The sequence below is a fragment of the Acinetobacter sp. NyZ410 genome, assembly GCF_022828975.1.
Taxonomy (GTDB): Bacteria; Pseudomonadota; Gammaproteobacteria; order Pseudomonadales; family Moraxellaceae; genus Acinetobacter; species Acinetobacter guillouiae.
Window position 1 is genome coordinate 3,900,572 of the sequence record NZ_CP094620.1, and the last position, 18,110, is coordinate 3,918,681.

At 37.0% G+C, this 18,110-nt stretch carries 19 protein-coding genes; 6 read left to right on the plus strand and 13 right to left on the minus strand.

Annotated elements, in window-relative coordinates; all coding sequences use genetic code 11:
* Window positions 1-2: 2 nt before the first annotated feature.
* Genes paaG through paaA form a run of 7 tightly spaced genes read right to left on the minus strand, consistent with a single transcriptional unit; the run spans window position 3 to window position 5,265 of the window.
* Entirely contained in the window at window positions 3-794 is a 792-nt protein-coding gene (gene paaG / locus MTO68_RS18405) for a 2-(1,2-epoxy-1,2-dihydrophenyl)acetyl-CoA isomerase PaaG (protein WP_244013839.1), read from the minus strand.
* Window positions 794-1,564 (minus strand): enoyl-CoA hydratase-related protein, encoded by a 771-nt coding sequence (locus MTO68_RS18410; RefSeq protein WP_004817286.1) that lies wholly within the window; start codon window positions 1,562-1,564, stop codon window positions 794-796. The genes paaG and MTO68_RS18410 overlap by 1 nt, the downstream gene beginning before the upstream one ends.
* A gap of 25 nt (window positions 1,565-1,589) precedes the next feature.
* Window positions 1,590-2,648: a 2Fe-2S iron-sulfur cluster-binding protein gene (locus MTO68_RS18415; protein ID WP_096734974.1), complete on the minus strand. Its 1,059-nt coding sequence runs from the start codon at window positions 2,646-2,648 to the stop codon at window positions 1,590-1,592.
* A 52-nt stretch (window positions 2,649-2,700) separates the two neighbouring features.
* A complete protein-coding gene (gene paaD, locus MTO68_RS18420) occupies window positions 2,701-3,201 on the minus strand; it encodes a 1,2-phenylacetyl-CoA epoxidase subunit PaaD (RefSeq protein ID WP_209827587.1) in 501 nt (166 codons plus the stop codon).
* Between the two features lie 28 nt (window positions 3,202-3,229).
* Entirely contained in the window at window positions 3,230-3,985 is a 756-nt protein-coding gene (gene paaC, locus MTO68_RS18425) for a 1,2-phenylacetyl-CoA epoxidase subunit PaaC (RefSeq protein ID WP_244013841.1), read from the minus strand.
* A gap of 11 nt (window positions 3,986-3,996) precedes the next feature.
* Window positions 3,997-4,287, minus strand: coding sequence for a 1,2-phenylacetyl-CoA epoxidase subunit PaaB (paaB, locus tag MTO68_RS18430; protein ID WP_004817294.1), 291 nt, complete (start codon window positions 4,285-4,287; stop codon window positions 3,997-3,999).
* 36 nt (window positions 4,288-4,323) lie between these two features.
* A complete protein-coding gene (paaA, locus tag MTO68_RS18435; RefSeq protein ID WP_151802502.1) occupies window positions 4,324-5,265 on the minus strand; it encodes a 1,2-phenylacetyl-CoA epoxidase subunit PaaA in 942 nt (313 codons plus the stop codon).
* 304 nt (window positions 5,266-5,569) lie between these two features.
* Between paaA and paaZ the strand changes: the two genes are divergently transcribed.
* From paaZ to MTO68_RS18450, 3 genes are all read left to right on the plus strand, one after another.
* Window positions 5,570-7,639: a phenylacetic acid degradation bifunctional protein PaaZ gene (paaZ, locus tag MTO68_RS18440; RefSeq protein ID WP_244016002.1), complete on the plus strand. Its 2,070-nt coding sequence runs from the start codon at window positions 5,570-5,572 to the stop codon at window positions 7,637-7,639.
* Between the two features lie 783 nt (window positions 7,640-8,422).
* Complete coding sequence (locus tag MTO68_RS18445; protein ID WP_096734980.1) at window positions 8,423-9,799, plus strand: MFS transporter; 1,377 nt, start codon at window positions 8,423-8,425, stop codon at window positions 9,797-9,799.
* Between the two features lie 20 nt (window positions 9,800-9,819).
* The gene (locus MTO68_RS18450) at window positions 9,820-11,061 is read left to right on the plus strand and encodes an OprD family outer membrane porin (protein ID WP_244013843.1); all 1,242 of its coding nucleotides are present in this window, start codon (window positions 9,820-9,822) and stop codon (window positions 11,059-11,061) included.
* Window positions 11,062-11,255: 194 nt separating this feature from the next.
* Here the strand turns inward: MTO68_RS18450 and MTO68_RS18455 are convergent, their stop codons facing one another.
* The gene (locus MTO68_RS18455; RefSeq protein WP_244013845.1) at window positions 11,256-12,017 is read right to left on the minus strand and encodes a DUF4882 family protein; all 762 of its coding nucleotides are present in this window, start codon (window positions 12,015-12,017) and stop codon (window positions 11,256-11,258) included.
* 131 nt (window positions 12,018-12,148) lie between these two features.
* On the opposite strand from MTO68_RS18455, the gene MTO68_RS18460 reads away from it, so the two are divergent.
* A complete protein-coding gene (locus MTO68_RS18460) occupies window positions 12,149-12,487 on the plus strand; it encodes a hypothetical protein (protein ID WP_244013847.1) in 339 nt (112 codons plus the stop codon).
* Between the two features lie 127 nt (window positions 12,488-12,614).
* Here the strand turns inward: MTO68_RS18460 and MTO68_RS18465 are convergent, their stop codons facing one another.
* The 3 genes from MTO68_RS18465 to MTO68_RS18475 form a co-directional block, all read right to left on the minus strand.
* Window positions 12,615-13,058: a hypothetical protein gene (locus MTO68_RS18465; RefSeq protein WP_244013848.1), complete on the minus strand. Its 444-nt coding sequence runs from the start codon at window positions 13,056-13,058 to the stop codon at window positions 12,615-12,617.
* An 11-nt stretch (window positions 13,059-13,069) separates the two neighbouring features.
* Window positions 13,070-13,378: a hypothetical protein gene (locus MTO68_RS18470; RefSeq protein WP_244013850.1), complete on the minus strand. Its 309-nt coding sequence runs from the start codon at window positions 13,376-13,378 to the stop codon at window positions 13,070-13,072.
* A 260-nt stretch (window positions 13,379-13,638) separates the two neighbouring features.
* A complete protein-coding gene (locus MTO68_RS18475) occupies window positions 13,639-14,220 on the minus strand; it encodes a DUF4189 domain-containing protein (protein WP_239045038.1) in 582 nt (193 codons plus the stop codon).
* 446 nt (window positions 14,221-14,666) lie between these two features.
* On the opposite strand from MTO68_RS18475, the gene MTO68_RS18480 reads away from it, so the two are divergent.
* Together MTO68_RS18480 and MTO68_RS18485 are read left to right on the plus strand one after the other, a co-directional pair.
* Window positions 14,667-15,137, plus strand: coding sequence for a hypothetical protein (locus MTO68_RS18480; RefSeq protein ID WP_239045037.1), 471 nt, complete (start codon window positions 14,667-14,669; stop codon window positions 15,135-15,137).
* Between the two features lie 269 nt (window positions 15,138-15,406).
* Entirely contained in the window at window positions 15,407-15,853 is a 447-nt protein-coding gene (locus MTO68_RS18485; RefSeq protein ID WP_244013852.1) for a GNAT family N-acetyltransferase, read from the plus strand.
* Window positions 15,854-16,077: 224 nt separating this feature from the next.
* Here the strand turns inward: MTO68_RS18485 and MTO68_RS18490 are convergent, their stop codons facing one another.
* Both MTO68_RS18490 and MTO68_RS18495 read right to left on the minus strand, forming a co-directional pair.
* Window positions 16,078-16,539: a hypothetical protein gene (locus MTO68_RS18490; RefSeq protein ID WP_244013853.1), complete on the minus strand. Its 462-nt coding sequence runs from the start codon at window positions 16,537-16,539 to the stop codon at window positions 16,078-16,080.
* Window positions 16,540-16,703: 164 nt separating this feature from the next.
* Window positions 16,704-17,894, minus strand: a complete 1,191-nt coding sequence (locus MTO68_RS18495; RefSeq protein WP_244013855.1) for a Fic family protein — start codon at window positions 17,892-17,894, stop codon at window positions 16,704-16,706.
* Between the last annotated feature and the right edge of the window lie 216 nt (window positions 17,895-18,110).

Sequence of the window (18,110 nt, forward strand, 5' to 3'; positions counted from 1 at the left end):
GATTAGCATCCTTTAAATTCAGGGCTACGTTTTTGCATAAATGCTTGTACGCCTTCTTTATAATCGCTGGAACGACCGGCTAAACGCTGTAAGTCACGCTCTAAAATCAATTGATCATCTAGGCTATTGTCAGCAGCAGCATGGATTGCTTTTTTAATTAAAGACAAGCCATAGGTGGGTTGTGTTGCCAAATGCTCAGCCAATTTTTCTGCTTCAGCTTTGAGTTGTTCATCTGCAACACTTTGCCAAATCATGCCCAGTTGCTCTGCCTTTTCAGCAGGAATTTTATCGCCCAGCATTGCCAAACCCATTGCCTGTGCACGTCCAACCAAGCGGGGTAAAAACCAAGTGCCTCCTGAGTCAGGCACCAAAGCTAAGCGACAAAAGGCTTGAATAAATGATGCAGATTTTGCGGCAAGAACAATGTCACAGGCTAAGGCAATATTTGCACCTGCTCCAGCCGCCACACCATTTACCGCACAAATCACGGGTTTCTGCATTTCTGTAATCAGTTTGATTAATGGGTTGTAATATTTTTCAATCGATATCCCCAAATCAGGTGCGTCTGCATTGGGATCAACCACTCGATCAGCTAAATCCTGCCCTGCACAAAAACCACGACCTTCGGCTGAAATCACCACCGCGCGAATATTTGAATCTTTGGCCCAGGCCTTTAATGTTTGTGATACTTCATGATGCATCGTTTCATTAAAACTATTCAGTTGCTTTGGGCGGTTAAAAGTTAAATAGCCAACTGCATTTTTTTCTTCAACAATTATGGTTTGGTAATCCATTACACACCTCTAAATTCTGGTTTTCTTTTTTCAAAAAATGCATCAATACCTTCCTTACGATCTTGAGTTGCCGTAAGCCAGACAAAATGCTGACGTTCTTGCTTCAAGCCTTGGCTTAAAGTCACTTCATGGATGGATTTCAACGATTGTTTAATGACACGGATTGCCAATGGCGCTTGTTTGGCAATTTTTTCAGCCAGTTCAATTGCATATTGCACCGTCAGTGCGCTTGGGCAAATTTGGCTACTAATGCCATGTTGTAATGCAAGCGCTGCAGAAATACGTTCCCCTGTCATTGCCCAACGCATGGCCAATTGCTGTCCGACCAAACGTGCTAAACGCTGCGTACCACCTGCACCAGGCAACATACCCAAACCAATTTCGGGTAAGGCAAATTGTGCATTTTCACCAGTCAGCACAATATCGCCATGCAAGGCGAGTTCAAAGCCTGCACCAAAGGCAAAGCCATTGATCGCCATAATGATCGGTTTTGAAAACTCATCAATGTGTTTCCATAGTAGCGGACGATGATCTTGCTGGATTGTCACCACATCAAGGGCTGCCAATTCTTTTAGATCAGCACCCGCTGCAAAACATGTTTCATTACCGGTAATCACAACGGTTTTAATACTTTGGTCCCGCTCTAAATCTTGCAGCACATCCACAAGTTGTTTTAAGGTGGCATTATTTAGCGCATTATGTTTTTCTGGGCGATTTAACTCGATAAGCATCACGCCTGTTTTCACTAAACTGGTTTTTAAGAAATCCATCTCTCTGCTCCAATGTTATTCCGTTTTATTCATCAAAACTCAAACGCACATTTGGAGTCGTTGGCAATGCTTGACAGCTGAGTACATAACCTTTTGCAAGTTCTTCAGGTTCAAGACTATAGTTAATTGCCATCTCGACCTTGCCTTCAAGTACTTTGCATTTACAGGTTGCGCACACGCCACCTTTACATGCATAAGGTAAATCGGCACCGGCACGTAATGCAGCATCTAGAATACTGTCATCTTCTTTGGCGACTTCAATGATCAACTCACGCCCATCCAGCACAATATTGACTTTTTCTTCATTACGATTGCCAATGTGCTGCGCTGTGGCTTTTTTCACAGCTCCAGTATTAAAACGTTCAGTATGAATTTTGCTGCGTTCAATGCCAAATTCAGGTAAAACCGTTTCGACGGCCTCCATCATTTCATTGGGGCCACAGGCAAAACAATGATCAAATTCTGCATGAATCAGATTTGCTTTAAATAATAATTGCAGTTTTTCAGCATCAATCCGACCATTAAACAAAGCACTGTCATTCATTTCACGAGAGAAGACATTGATCAATTGAAAACGCTCTTTAAAACGATCTTTTAAATCCATGATTTGCTCAGCAAACATGGTTTGTTTCCAAGTACGATTGCCATAAATCAGAGTAAAACTGGCAGCTTGTTGCTGTAATAACACTGTTTTTATAATGGACAAAATTGGGGTAATTCCACTGCCTGCGGCAAATCCTAAGTAGTTTTTTCCTCCAGTTTTGGCAACTTTTTGAAAAAAAATCCCTTGCGGAGGCATTACTTCAAGTTGATCACCGGCTTTTAAATTGTCATTTGCCCAAGTTGAAAATTGACCTTGATCAATTTTTTTAATCGCGATACTCATATCTTCTTGAACATCGCTACAAATCGAATAACAACGACGAATTTCACCACTTTCTGTTAAATGGCGAATGGTTAAATGTTGTCCTGGTTGATACTGAAAGCGCTGTTGTTGTTCTGGGGTAAGATCAAACGCAATACAAATCGCCTGCTCAGTTTGAGGCGTAATTGATTTTATGGTTAATGGTACAAATTGACTCATGTGAAAATCCCTCTTTCATTTTAACTTTTCAAACTGTTGAACAATGTTCAACTTAAATGCATTTGAAATAGTCAAATGGTTCTAAGCAGTCTTGGCATTGATATAAGGCTTTACATGCAGTAGAACTAAATTCGCTTAATAATTTGCTGTTTATGCTGTGGCAATGTGGACATTCAATCCCATCGGTTAATGCGACATGCGTACCACAACTGTGTGCCTCGCCTTTTGGAGGTGCAATACCATATTGTTTTAGCTTGTCTTTGCCATTTTGGCTCATCCAATCGGTGGTCCAGGCTTCAGATAAATCCACCACAACTTGAATCGGTGTGAAACCTTTTGCAGTAAACGCGTGTACGATTTCATCTTTCAGCACGTCTGTTGCAGGGCAACCGCTATAGGTAGGTGTAAGTCGAACCACAATATTATTGTCCTGATTCAACTCCACCCCACGAATCATGCCTAAATCCACAACCGATAACACTGGAATTTCAGGATCAGAAATCTGTTGTAAAATATCCCAGCAATCATCGCTAAATTGTCGAATTAAATTCATGTGCTTCACTCCTTGTGAAAAGCTGAACTTACCAACTCATATTGGGATAAGTGCGTTGCATATATTGCAATTCAGCCAAAACGAAACCTAAATGTTCGGTATGCAGGCCTTGTTTTGCACCACTACGATAAGCCCCTGTTTCAGGTAAACTAAGCTCAAAACGTTGCAGTTCAACTGTTACGACATCCAGCCATTGCGCTTTTAAAGGTTCAATATTTGGAATTAAGCCTTCAGTCACCAAGCCTTGTTCTTCGGTGGTTAAGACAAATAATTCTTTGCTAAAACGCCACAATTCGTTTAAACCTAATTGGGTTTTTGCATGTGCTTCGCTTGTCCCTAAACTTAAACGTTCCATCCAAGCGGTAGAAAAACGTAAGTGATATTTCACTTCACGTAATGATTTCAGCGCAAATGCAGCTAACGCTTTGTGTTGGCTATGGCTTAATGCAGCAAATAACAAATGATGATAATGATCCATTAACCACTGGCGTACCATGGTTTGTGCAAAATCAGCATTGGGTTGTTCACATAACAATAAATTGCGATATTCACGTTCGTTACGGAAAAATGCCAATTGATCTTCGTCACGACCCAAGCCTTCCTCCTCACCCGCAAGACTTAACAATGTTCTGGCTTGACCTAGCAAATCCAAACCAATATTGGCTAATGCAATATCCAGCTCTAGCTCAGGCGCATGACCACACCATTCGGCCAAACGATGCGATAAAATCAGTTGGCTATCACCCAAATGCAATAGGAACTGTGCAAATACTGAATGACTCATCTTCGTCCCCCTTACATATGCTCAATGCCATCTGGAATATGGTAAAACGTCGGATGACGATATACCTTGTCTAATGCTGGATCAAAAAATTCATTTTTTTCATTAGGTTGAGATGAAGTAATCCATTCAGATTTCACCACCCAAATACTGATCCCTTCATTGCGACGAGTATAAACATCACGGGCATTCTGGAGTGCAATTTCTGCATCTGGCGCACGTAAACTCCCCACATGACGATGGCTTAAACCTTGTTTACTTCGTACAAAAACTTCAAATAGCGACCAGTTATTTTTATTGTCCATCATAAAATCCTTATTAAATTTGACTAAAACACTGAACTAAGCAACTTTGGCAGCAGCTTGTTGTTGCTTTTTTTGTGCATAGACCACAGCGGTATCACGTACCCATTTGCCACCTTCCCACGCTTTACGGCGTGCTTCGATACGTTCGTGATTACATGGGCCTTTACCTGCAAGAATGTCAAAAAATTCGTCCCAATTAATTTCACCAGACTGGTAATGCCCTGTTGCTTCATTAAAACGTAAGTCAGGATCTGGCACAGTCAAACCCAGCTGTAAAACTTGCGGTACCGTGTTATCCACAAATTTTTGACGGAGTGCATCATTACTAAAGAGTTTAATTTTCCATTGCATGCTTTGCGCGCTGTTTGGAGAATTGTCATCACTCGGACCAAACATCATTTGTGCAGGCCACCAAAAACGATTCACTGCATCTTGTGCCAATTGTTTTTGCTCAGGTGTCCCATTTGCCAACTGCATCATGGCTTCAAAGCCTTGGCGTTGATGGAAACTTTCTTCTTTACATACACGCACCATGGCACGTGCATAGGGGCCATAAGAGGTACGACATAACGCAACTTGATTGACAATTGCCGCACCATCAACCAACCAGCCAATGGCAGCAACATCGGCCCAAGTTAAGGTTGGATAATTAAAAATTGATGAATACTTCATCTGCCCAGCAATGAGTTTATCCATCATGTCATCACGATCGGCACCCAAGGTTTCAGCCGCACTATATAGATACAATGCATGCCCTGCTTCATCTTGAACTTTAGCAAGTAAAACAGCTTTACGTTTTAAGCTTGGTGCACGCGTGATCCAATTGCCCTCAGGTAACATTCCCACAACTTCTGAGTGTGCATGTTGTCCAATCTGGCGAATTAAAGTTTTACGATACGCATCTGGCATCCAATCTTTAGGCTCAATCGAAATATCCTTTTCGAGAGATTGATCGAAATCTTGTTGATGATTATTCATTGTGTCCTCACTTATCCCAAGTGTTATGCTATTTAAATTAAAACGATACAAATAAAAAATCAATACATATTTTTATGTATCATAATTATTTTAAAATTTACTTTTCCAAATAATTGTTTTAATTAAAATTATTTTTATTATATTTTTAATATCACAATATTAAGCTAAAAAAATTTGACATTTTAAAATTTAAAAGACAAATTATGAGTCATTAAAAATAGAAAACCATCTAAAACGTATCACAAAAGGAGTTTGAGTAATGCTTGATTTAGATACGGCAATACCCCATACGGAACCCGATGAAATGACCACAAAATCAACCACGCAGCCTGCGATTAAAACATTAAGCTCTTTGGTTTATGGACAAGAATATATCACTCAACAAGACTTCCGTACTGTCTATCATGCGATAACAGGTGAAGCCATTTATCAAGTGAGTAGTCAAGGAATCAACACGCAAGCCATTGTTGATTATGCAAAACAAAAAGGTGCTGCACTTGCATCACTGACTTTTCATCAACGTGCCAATGCATTAAAACAAGTCGCTCAATATTTGCTGGAACGCAAAGAAAGCTATTATGAACTTGCCAAAGCAACAGGTTGTACCCGTAAAGATGCTTGGATTGATATCGAGGGTGGGATCGGAACTTTATTCGCCTATTCGAGTTTAGTTCGTCGTGAACTCAGCGATGAAACCGCCTTGGTTGAAGATGCTTGGATTCCGCTGTCTAAAAACGGTACCTTTGGTGCAAAGCATATTCTTAGCCCAAAGGCTGGTGTCGCTGTGCATATTGATGCTTTTAATTTTCCAATTTGGGGAATGTTAGAAAAAATTGCTCCAACATTATTGGCGGGTGTGCCGTGTATCGTTAAACCAGCCACGGAAGGTGCAGAATTGACCCACGCTGTTGTCAAAGACATTTTGGCTAGCGGCATCTTAGCAGAAGGAGCATTACAGCTTATTTGCGGTCAAACTTATGATTTATTTGAACATTTAAACCCTCAAGACACAGTAACGTTTACAGGTTCTGCATCCACTGGGCAAAAATTACGTGCAACGCCGCATTTAAATCATTATTCAATTCCATTTACCATGGAAGCAGATTCTGTCAATAGTGCTATTTTGACTCAACACGCATCTACGGAAACAACCGATCTATTTGTACGAGAAGTCTTTCGTGAAATGACCACAAAAGCCGGGCAAAAATGTACTGCAATTCGTCGAGCCTTTGTTCCCGTAGAGTTACTTGAAACAGTACAAACACGGTTAATCGCAAAATTAAAAAATGTGGTCGTGGGTAATCCTGAACGTGAAAATGTCACCATGGGGGCATTAGCCAGTGTAAAACAAAAACATGATGTGGCTGAAAAAGTAGAGCAACTCAATCAAGAGGCTGAAATTGTATTTGGTAGCCACCTCCGTCAAGATTTCACCATTCAAGCTGAAAATCCTGAACAAGGTGCATTTTATCCACCGACTGTTTTAGTCTGTAAAAATCCAAGCCAAGCCACGACCATTCATCAAATAGAAGCTTTTGGTCCAGTTGTTACTTTAATGCCTTATGAAAACCTTCAAGAGCTGGCTGATTTAGTTGCATGGGGTGAAGGTAGTTTAGTTGCTTCTGTGGTGCGCAATGCGGATGAAAATGTAGAGCAGATCATTGCCAAAATTGCACCTTGGCATGGTCGTGTACATATCCTAGATAGTGAAAATGCCAAAGAAAGTACAGGTCATGGTTCGCCTCTTCCTTACTTAGTTCATGGTGGTCCAGGTCGTGCTGGTGGTGGTGAGGAATTAGGTGGTTTACGTGCAGTAAAACATTATATGCAACGCACAGCAATCCAAGGTTCACCCAAAGCCATGACACAAATTGGTCATAGTTGGACCATTGGTTCAGAGGTTTTTGAAGATCGAGTTCATCCCTTTAAAAAATCATTTGATGAATTACGTATCGGTGAACGCCTATTGACTGCTCGCCGTACTGTGACAGAAGCTGATATTGTCAATTTTGCTGGCTTAAGTGGAGATCACTTCTATGCACATATGGACAAAATTGCTGCAGCTGACTCAATATTTGGTGATCGTGTTGCGCATGGCTATTTTATCGTATCCGCTGCTGCGGGGTTATTTGTAGATGCAGCACCAGGTCCAGTGATTGCAAACTATGGGATGGACAATTTACGTTTTGTAGAGCCTGTTAAAATCGGAGATACCATTCAAGTCGAATTAACCTGTAAACAAAAAACCCCGAAACCTTTACAAGACCCAAGCCAAAAAGCCCACGGCGTTGTTGTTTGGGACATTAAAGTAAAAAACCAGCGTCATGAATTAGTTGCCACTTACGATATTTTAACCTTAGTCAATCGCGACTAATTAAGCGTTTGTTTAAAACTAATTTTTATTGAATCAGCTCCCCTAAATTTCCAAAGTTAGCCTTAGTCATTGTGTGGCAATCAAGCTAGGCTTTAGGGGAGTTTTTCAAACATATCCTAAAATAAATTACCCCAGAATAAATACTGAACAGATGCAATTTCAGTTAGCGATCTCGGCATTAATAAATCACATTGTTGGTCGTGATGATGTATTTGCCTAAATAAAGATGAAATTCATGGAATTAAACACGACCAAAATAACTTTAGATGAGGGCATTACTCACACGAATACAACGTTGATTGATAACACGACAGCACACATTACAGCTGAATCGATTGGATGACTGAGTGAAGACATAACTTATAAGGGTTTATACAAAACCTGATTCAACTTCGTCTGCAAAATCATATTTACCCAAATCAGTTTATTTGGGTTTTCTTGTTGCAAAAGACTTAATAAAAGACATTAAAAAGATACCAAAAATTGTAATTTAATTAATTTTAGTATCAAATTACAAATAAAAATTAAAACCAATACATCGATAAAAATTACAATCATTTGATTTAAAATATTTTAATATCATTATTTAAAATTAAAAACATTACCAATTTAAATTAAAAAGATACCATTTTTATTTTATTTTAAAAATAGTGTATCCATTTAAAAAATATTCAAGCATAATTATTCGATTGATTCATGATGAGTCAATACGACAAGGATTTTGTTTCAATCAAAAAACCAAGAATAGATTGAAGCATAAGTGAAATACAAAAAGGAAAAGCTATGGAAAACTCTCAAGCAGAATTGCACGGCTCGACGCTTGCACTTCCCACTTCATCGGCATCACGTACTCGCAAAATTGCGATAGCAACGATTGTTGGGACCACCATAGAGTGGTATGACTATTTTATTTATGCCGCTGTTGCAGGCTTAGTTTTTAATCAACTGTTTTTTAAACCCGCAGGTCCAGCCTTTGCCACCCTGTTGGTTTTTGCATCTGTAGGGATCAGTTTTATTTTTCGGCCTTTTGGCGCATTTATCGCAGGTTATTTTGGCGATAAGTTTGGACGTAAAACCGTTCTAGCCGCTACGTTAATCATGATGGGTGGAACCACAACTCTAATTGGCTTATTGCCCACTTACGACAGCGTGGGTATCATTGCGCCTATCATTTTAATTTTACTGCGTATTTTACAAGGAATTTCCGCAGGGGGTGAATGGGGCGGCGCTGTACTGATGGCCGTTGAACATGCACCCACCCACAAACGTGGATTATTTAGCTCATTCCCACAACTCGGTGTTCCACTTGGTTTATTACTGGCGTCACTGGTTTTAGTGATCATGACTGGCTATGTTTCACCAGGAGAAGAGTTTTTAGCATGGGGTTGGAGAATTCCATTTATATGCAGTATTTTCCTCTTTGCTTTAGGCTACTGGATTCGCCGTTCAGTTGAAGAAAGCCCTATTTTTGAGGAATTAAAACAGAAAGGCACCACACAAAAACCGATCCGTGAACTTTTTGGGCAGTATAAAAAAGTCATTTTTAGCTCAGCATTATTGATAGCTGGTACAACTGCGCTGGGCTACATGACTGCTGGTGGCTTTATTCAAAGCTTTACCACCAATCCAAATGGTCTGAATTTAGAGCGTCCAATCATTTTGACCTTGATCAGTATTTCTGCCGTTATTTGGACCTTCTTTACTTGGTTATCTGCAGTGCTTTCAGATAAATTTGGACGTAAACCAGTTTATATTTTCGGTTCATTGATTCAAATCATTACCGCTCTGGTGCTTTTCCCACTGATCAGTACAGGTAACTATAGCTACATCATGTCAGGCTTAGCCCTATTATCAATGGGTATTGGAATCACCTATGGTGTACAAGCTGTCTTTTATTCTGAACTCTTCCCTGCTTCTATTCGCTTTTCAGGTATATCCATCACTTATGCGATTGGCTCGATCATTGGCGGTGCGTTCGCGCCATTAATTGCAGCAGCATTAATCGGCAAAGTAAACGGTATTTATTTAGTCAGTGCATATTTAACCGTGATGTCTGTGATTGCTTTTTTAGCGATTTGTATTTTTAAAGACCGCACAGGTATTGCTTTAGAACCTGATGCTGAAGAAACCCAGAAAAAATCACCTTTCATTTGGAAATAAACTTAAGTCAAGGATGCCTTATGTTATTCAATACACCATTTACAAAGATTTTTACTACGCTCATATTCATTAATACTTGTGCTTTTACACAACTAGCGCTAGCCAAAGATGAATGGAAATTAACTTTAAAAAATGCCTATATTGATCGCAATTTTGACCAAGAAAATGTCAAAGATTCGGGGAGTTGGTCACAAGGTGTATCATTATTTTATCACTCACAATTTTATGACACACCGCTTGAAATTTTAGAACATCCCCTACAAATTGGCGTTGATGGTTCAGTGCAATATGCGGTACGTCTAAGCAATGACAAACATGTCAATGATACCGTATTGCCTTTTGACCCAGTCAAACAAGAACAAGCAGCAGACTATTTAAAATATGGGGGTACACTTAAACTTAAATATGATCAGGCAGAATTGAGAGTGGGTGAGTTATGGCTCAATTTACCCATGACCGCAATCGACACAAGCCGTCAGCTTTTAACGACTTATCAAGGGGTGAACTTAAAATTTCCAATTCAGGAAAAACTTAAAGTCGAACTTGGTCATGTGTCGAAAAACTCTCCTCGCAATGAGGAGGATTTTTATAAATTTTCTTATACGCAGAAAGGTATAAAACATTATTCAGATGGATTGGATTACCTGAATTTATCTTATGATGTAAATAAAGGTTTTAATATCAATTATTACTATGGGCATTTAGAAAATTTATATGATAAACACTATTTAGGTGTGGAGCATCAATACCCAATTGCTGACAATATCGCCCTGCATTCAAAATTACGATATTTTAATTCGCAAGATAATAGCAGTGCTTTAGACATTGATAGCCAAAATGTAGGTTTATTGGAAACATTGAAACTGAACAATCACACTTTAGGTGTCGGTTATCAACGAATTATTGGGGACGCCTACCCTTTGCCTGATGGTTTTTTACCTGAGCTTTATTTTATTAACTGGAATGTCACAGGCTTTTTTAAAGAAAATGAAAAATCATGGCATTTTGTTTATGGTTATGATTTTAAAGATTACATCCTCGGTTTAAACAGCATTGCAAAATATGCGGTTGGGCGAGATATTAAAATGAGTAATGGTAATAAAAATAAAGAGTCCGAACTTGATGTTCTGACCACCTATAATTTTCAGCAACCTGCGCTAAAAGGACTGTCTTTACAGCACTTATTTACACGTTACCAGCAAGATTATGGGAGTGATTTTACAGAAAATCGTTTCTTTATCAATTATCAATATAAATTCTAATCCTCTCATCTCGAAATCGCTTCAATCCATGTCTGATGAATTTCATCAGGCATGGATGTGAGAAAAAAACGTTTATATCAACTGACTGTCGCTTAATATATGGCCATATTGTCTGACTAGGCCTAATTGTTTTAAATCACTAAAACTGGTTTTTTATTTATGAAAATCGAAGAGCTTTGTATTACAAAAAAATTTTAAATTGTATTTCCACAAATATCTTTCGTACCTGTTGGATAAGTAAATTGGAATTGATTTTTATCTGTAATCAGTTCTACTGAATGGACCTTTCCAATATTAGGTGAAGTCGAATATGTTCCATAGTAAGCCATTCCATTTGTAAAAGCTAAGCTATTAATCTTACTTGGATTTGCTGAAACATAACCCTTATTAACGCCATTATAAATGACACCAACCTGCTTTGTATCTTGGTTAACATATATACCAATTTTTTGATATCCATCAGTTGTACTTGTCAAAGGCAGCTCAATCATACCTGTTGCACCATCAACAGTACTCCCCACGCCAATTGTGACTTTATTTGGAGTGGTACTACCGAGTAAATGATTTGCATATAGAGCTACTATTTGACCTTTTCCATTATCGTAATAAGCATCAGCATAATTAGGATACATAAATATCTGTTCATTATTAGGAAGCAAGGTTGTTGGCACTTTAATCTTGTATTCATAAGCGAAGATTCCACTCTGTGGAACAGCACTACCATTACTTTGACCTGAAATTGCATTACCATTTGCTGCAATATACATCTGTTGAGAGTTCTCTGGAGTGACAGCTGTTGTAAATGATGTCTTTTGTCCAACTATACTGGGGAATTTCTGAAATCCTGAGAAAACTGCAGATATTTGAGCTTGTGTCGCATCAAAATTATAACTACAAGCACTCCACCCACTCATACTCATCAATCCAGTTGCTAGTGCTATTGTTAATTTTTTCATTATCCATTCCTTGTTATTTTGAAAATAAAATATAGAACAGAAAATGAGTTTTATGAAATAAATCCGATAAAAATTTACCAACTATTCAATAAAAAATCTATCATTGAATAAACAAAATAAAGGATCAAAAAATGAAAAAATTCCTACTTCTCACCCTCTTAATTAGTGGTGGAACTTGGGCTGAGTTACCAAAATCCAAATCATCATGTCAAATCCAAGTTCAACAATTAAAATTTGCTCGTTTAGTTGCTCTTAGTAGTCTTTGTGATAAAGATGAAAATTCAACTTACGGAAAAAGCTTAAGTGCTTTGTTTTTAAAAAATCAAAAGAAATGTAAGGTTTCCCGTGAACAGATTGACCCTACAGATGAACAGGTAATGAATGCTTATGATGAACTCATTGGTTTACCTATAGAACAGCAAAAAATACAATGCAGAACGGCAGATAAACAGATCAAAGTCCACTTTTAAAAACTTAAGACTTATTCGGTAAAACTGTTCCAGTGTGCTGAATTCTAGAGCTGCTTTGACTCAGATATAGATGTTGAAAGTAAGATTTCAAGTCACCTGTATTATGGTAATTTTACAGAAATCAGAATTATTGGCATTCTTGTATACTCTTATCCCGACTATTGAAATTCATAATTGAATTTTTTTTACTTAGACAGAAGTAATTTATAAATTCATATTGTCTAAAGGATTTTCCTTTTTTTAACTCAATACGGATCTGAGTCTCTAAATAATTTGACATAAGCATATCTTTTGAAAAGCAAAAAATATACTTACTATCTTTATTAGATAAATTTTCTAAACTTTGTGCATATATTTTCTTTGATAATTCATCATTGAAACTTCCACTTTCATTTTTAAATGATGTGTCAAACATTGAAAATTCATTAGAATCATAAATTTCTTGGGTTTTTAATGAACAAATGCTCTCATCTTCTAATATTTCATATTGGAAATCAGCTACACGTTTCTCTTTACAACCAATTAATATTATTGATATAAAAAAAACACTTAATAAATTAATATTTTTCATGAGATGATAATTCAGTAAATTAAAAAAATTAAAGGAACTAGTGGAGTCGGAGTAGAATTAGAAACCAGTGTATATCCTGAAGGATTACTTATAATCGGTTGCATTACCTGTCTTATATACTGTGAATTATCAGCTATATGATTTCGCCAAGCTAAACTGAAATTAATCTGATTATATCCTTCAATTAATCCAAAATAATCAGCTACAATATTAGCCTGTTGCTCAGGATTCAATTTTTTAAAATCTGTATCTTTATTTAATTCATAATCATATGGGTCATAGACATAATCAGGTAAAGTCCACTCTAATGTTTGTAGCACTAGCCCTCTGCCCATTACATTGATATTAAAGCATAAGAAAGAAACAATACAAAATTTGATCACCCTTGCTCAAAACTTTCTCCATTAACAAAATGATTCCTATACGAAATAGCAGGTATTTCCAGTACCAAACTAGAATCATCCATTAAACAAAAACCACCCGAAGGTGGTTTTATTTGTCTTAAAAACTCGCTTCAGCTCGACTCCGTAAACGTCTTTCTAAGCTTTGTATTTCATATTTTAATCACAAAATAAAACGCTTATGGAAGATTAAGCCTACGGCAATCTTCATAAATAATTTTGCATTGAGCCTCTGGGAAGCCATCATAACGACACGCCTCTAAAACTTTTTTCCGTCCTAAAGCTTTTCTACTTCCTGGGACTAACATTGGAACAACATCGCGCACTTCACCCGCCGTTGTTCGTGCTTTATACAATCTATTTGTTCCTTCAGCTTGCCCTATAGTCGCGCAATGGTTGTCATCATAAGTAAACCAAATTCTGCAATCAGTCCCACCTTTTTTTTCACAAGCTTGCAATGCTTTCTCTTCTAACTTTCCGCGGAAAATTTTTGCAGTAGCCACACCAATTACACCATTTGTACCCGAAGCCACATAACCTTCTGTGCTTGGTGTCCGATAGCTTGGAGCTGAATATCCCCCACTGCTTCCATAATTTGGAATAGGCGCACAGCCTTGTACACCTTGACCACCGACAGGATAATAGCCCGGAGGACAATTCCCCTCAGCATGCGCAACACCTGACATCGTTAAAGAAAATAGAGTAAGAGAAATTAACGATATAAAAAATTGTATGATCTGCGGTCTATTGTATTTAGCCATAATTTTTCATCCATGCCGTAAATTATTTTGTGAAATATCTATCATTTATAAGTTAACTTTTAGTTGTTCTAAATCTTAGAATAATTCATCACTAAACTCAAATTTTGAATTAGCATTGCTTATTTCCATCCTCATAACTATGCTCATTACAACTTGAGATCTATATAATATTTTTAATTAAATCAATATACTGATTAATAAATTCAATATAATAAAAGTTATCCAAAACAGCGCTCAATACAAGGATCACGCCTTTTAAAAAGATCAGCAATGGACTATGAGTAGCGGAAAATTGACACCCAACTATTTCAGTGGAGATGGGCTTTTGACTATCAATAATTATGCGATATAATCGTGTGAAATATATACCAAATAATAAATTATGATGAATTAATATCTCGCTCTGCTCTGTACGTATAACATTGATTATTTCAGGAGTCTTTTCCATGCCTTTATTCAAATATAGTTGTATCACCCTCATGGTGCTTAGTATCAGCGCTTGCGCCACCTTGGCCACCAAACCCAATGAAGTCGAAGTGGCTGCACAAAAACTAGTCGGGCAACCAGCCAGTAATGCATTTAAAATATTTGGCAAACCTGATCATGGTCTAGGTCCATCGTCGTATGGTAGTGGTGGCTTCTATGGGTGGAATCGAGTGCAGACTCATGTAACACCAGAAAAAGTTTTCGTGCAGACAGGTGTTGAGTATATTGGCCAAAAGACGACCATGGTTGGAATCGGTGGCGGCGGCGTGGTTGGCCAAATGCCAGTTGGTAGCGAACCAGTATATCGGAAGACTGGATATACAGAAAATCGGACTGTTATCGATTACTTTTGCAATATCACACTGTACACAGACGGTAAGAACATCATCACCGATGCCAGCGTAATCGGTTGTGATAAAAAGAAGAAATAGAGTAGCTTAAGCCTATAATTTCAAATGAGCTTATATCTGATTTAGGCTCACTTGAGCACTTTATTCTTCGCATGATTCAAAGCCCTATACTCATTGTGTTTAGCAACAGTATCAATACCTCAAAGTAAAATATCTTTACTCTGCCCTGATTCTATTTTTTGCGGCAAGGCTATTATTAGGCGATTGATCTATAAAGAAACTATCTAGAATTTCTTATCACGACCATAATTTTAAATTGGTCTATATATTTTGCTATAGTGAATAGCGTAATGACTGATATAAATGAACATATGCTTATTCGCCTAGCGACTGAAACTGACACTAAAGACTTAATCGCTATCGACAGTGTTGCCTCACACGATCCGCAGCGAATATTACAAATCCACAATTGGTGTATACAAGGTGTCTGCTTTCTTGTTGAAAAAAATGGAAAAGTGATGGGCTATGGCGTTCTAAATTACCATTTTTTCGGATGCGGTTTTATTGAGATGCTGATGGTCGCAGAACCTTATCGTCGCTGTGGTACGGGACGTATATTACTGAACGCATTAAAGTCAAAATGCCAACATCCGAAGCTTTTTACCACAACGAATCGATCTAACTTGCCAATGCAGCAGTTATTACTAAATTCTGGATTTATCGCGAGCGGTCACATAGAAAATCTTGATGATGGTGATCCAGAGTTAGTGTATTTTTATTCTAAACCTCTAATATAATTACATTTTAACTTAATTTTTTTAGGAGATACGGATGATTCGTAAATACTATGATAAAAACTTAAATCAAAGATAACGAAAGATTATAGAATTGCTTGTCACAATTTCAACTTGTAGAGAGGTTGAATTTTTAATGTGTTAAAAAAGTACCCTAAAGTACTTCTTTATAAAAATAAGTAAGTAAAAACTAGTTCAACACCAATCATACCTAAAGATATTCATCATCACTCCCCTACAGGAACAGAATATTTAAGTTGATTATTTTTCTGTTCTAAAGGCATCTGATTTTGCTTAATCATTTTCTGTTGATAATCGCGCTCTGAAATGACCCCTCTATTGCGGGCCTTTTGCAATGATTTTAGCTGTTGCTCGCTTTCATGTGCATTCAAAGCATAAGTATCATTATTTTTCAGAAGATATTGAGATCTTTCAAATGGACTCATATTAGAAGTATTTGCTCGATTTTCATACATTTTTGCGACATTTACATCGCGTTGAGCGATACGATCTTGCTCTTGTTGCTTTGACAACTCAAAAAAATCAACATGTTCACTATTGTTATTCCCATATTGAGGTTCTTCATTTTGTAAAAACACATAGGATTGAGGTTTTTTCGACCAATCTTCAGCGCTATATACAGAACCAGCAATTACAGGACTGATAAGCAACATTAATATTTTTTTCATCAAGTATACTCAACTCAAAATAGTGAAAGTCATCGCGATGTATCATACTCTATTTGTAATGTACGTGATTTTCAAATCGTACTTGTAGATGTCCATGATAGATATTTAGGCATGAAAAAGCGTTGAAATTATTGATACAAAAAATTAAAGGATTCTCTTATTAATCAATTTCCCATAACCACCAATCCATCCTGCTCAGATAAAAATTTTAATTCAACAAGCTTATCAATATCTCTATAAAATGTTCTTTCGGTTTTTCTATCATATAAAATCTGGATTTGTGGAATACGATAAAGTTCTGCTTTTGACAAAAATTTATTACTTTCACTCATCACTCGCATTACATTATGAATAAGGTTGAATTGTCTATCTGAAATTTCCTTCCTAAATTTAGCGTTATTTAAAGCTGTTTGGTAAAGCAAATATCCTATTAATTTATTACTTTCATCATGAAGATATTCAATTGTTTCAAACATACCATTCAATATAAATTCAATAAATGGTTGATTAGGATTATCTTCCTTTTTATCAGCTAGTTTTCTACACTGATTGAATAAAGCAAAATATTCATGGATATTTGTTTGATAATACTTCCAAATAGCAGATGAACTAAACCGATATCCTGACTGCTCAAGAATAAACATTTCAATCAGACGCCCAGTACGTCCATTACCATCCCAAAATGGGTGAATTAGCTCAAAATAATAATGTGCTAGCCCTGCTCTAATTATCGCTGGTTGATTAATTACGTTTGGACTATTTAACCATTCTATCCACGCCTGAATAAGATATTCAATATCCTCTATGCATTTGGGTGGTCGATATGTCCCCCCATGAGAATCATTACCAACTATTGTTTTTTGAGTTGGCTGGTTATTTCGTAACTGCCCTGCTGGATTATGTTGCTCTTCTAAATTCTGAGATACCAGTGTATGTAATTGAAACATCGTAGAAAGTTCAAAAGGCTTACCTTCTACAGGCTTTAACTGTTTAGAACTGGATTTTTTTATCCATTCAATAGATTCTTTTAAATTTGTCAGTCTTCGCTCTTCTGACTTTTGAATAGTCTTAGGGTCCTGTTTTAATATGTTTGCAGTTTCTTGTTCTGTAAATTGCCCTCCCTCAATAGTATTGGTACTGTAAATACTGCTTGCTAATACCTTATCCTGCACTTGATCAATAATTAAGGGTAAACTTGGGGTTTTGTTAAAGCGCTTTTGTGAATCATTGACACGATTGAGCATCGCTTGAACTTGAGTATGTTCAAAACCCAATTGAAAAGTAAAAAAGCCTGATTTATATGTCATGACTTTTAACGTCGTTTCATCTATCCATGTTTTACTTTGTTCAGGCATATTTTGTCAGAAAAAATGTCAAAGAAAATGTCAAATCATTATTATTGTATTTCAGTTATTTAGTCAATTTTTTAATAAAAAATATCAAAAAAATGTCAAAGAAAGTGTCAGAAAAAATGTCAAAAAGAAAAGTTTTAACTAAAATATATAAATATCATAAACTTAGTCGCATTGAGAAATTATCTAAAATACATCGTACTTATTACACCGTTTTTA

Coding starts and splice junctions, on each gene's coding strand:
- paaG (WP_244013839.1), bottom strand. CDS start 794: ATGGATTACCAAACCATAATTGTTGAAGAAAAAAATGCAGTTGGCTAT.
- MTO68_RS18410 (WP_004817286.1), bottom strand. CDS start 1,564: ATGGATTTCTTAAAAACCAGTTTAGTGAAAACAGGCGTGATGCTTATC.
- MTO68_RS18415 (WP_096734974.1), bottom strand. CDS start 2,648: ATGAGTCAATTTGTACCATTAACCATAAAATCAATTACGCCTCAAACT.
- paaD (WP_209827587.1), bottom strand. CDS start 3,201: ATGAATTTAATTCGACAATTTAGCGATGATTGCTGGGATATTTTACAA.
- paaC (WP_244013841.1), bottom strand. CDS start 3,985: ATGAGTCATTCAGTATTTGCACAGTTCCTATTGCATTTGGGTGATAGC.
- paaB (WP_004817294.1), bottom strand. CDS start 4,287: ATGGACAATAAAAATAACTGGTCGCTATTTGAAGTTTTTGTACGAAGT.
- paaA (WP_151802502.1), bottom strand. CDS start 5,265: ATGAATAATCATCAACAAGATTTCGATCAATCTCTCGAAAAGGATATT.
- paaZ (WP_244016002.1), top strand. CDS start 5,570: ATGACCACAAAATCAACCACGCAGCCTGCGATTAAAACATTAAGCTCT.
- MTO68_RS18445 (WP_096734980.1), top strand. CDS start 8,423: ATGGAAAACTCTCAAGCAGAATTGCACGGCTCGACGCTTGCACTTCCC.
- MTO68_RS18450 (WP_244013843.1), top strand. CDS start 9,820: ATGTTATTCAATACACCATTTACAAAGATTTTTACTACGCTCATATTC.
- MTO68_RS18455 (WP_244013845.1), bottom strand. CDS start 12,017: ATGAAAAAATTAACAATAGCACTAGCAACTGGATTGATGAGTATGAGT.
- MTO68_RS18460 (WP_244013847.1), top strand. CDS start 12,149: ATGAAAAAATTCCTACTTCTCACCCTCTTAATTAGTGGTGGAACTTGG.
- MTO68_RS18465 (WP_244013848.1), bottom strand. CDS start 13,058: ATGAAAAATATTAATTTATTAAGTGTTTTTTTTATATCAATAATATTA.
- MTO68_RS18475 (WP_239045038.1), bottom strand. CDS start 14,220: ATGGCTAAATACAATAGACCGCAGATCATACAATTTTTTATATCGTTA.
- MTO68_RS18480 (WP_239045037.1), top strand. CDS start 14,667: ATGCCTTTATTCAAATATAGTTGTATCACCCTCATGGTGCTTAGTATC.
- MTO68_RS18485 (WP_244013852.1), top strand. CDS start 15,407: ATGACTGATATAAATGAACATATGCTTATTCGCCTAGCGACTGAAACT.
- MTO68_RS18490 (WP_244013853.1), bottom strand. CDS start 16,539: ATGAAAAAAATATTAATGTTGCTTATCAGTCCTGTAATTGCTGGTTCT.
- MTO68_RS18495 (WP_244013855.1), bottom strand. CDS start 17,894: ATGCCTGAACAAAGTAAAACATGGATAGATGAAACGACGTTAAAAGTC.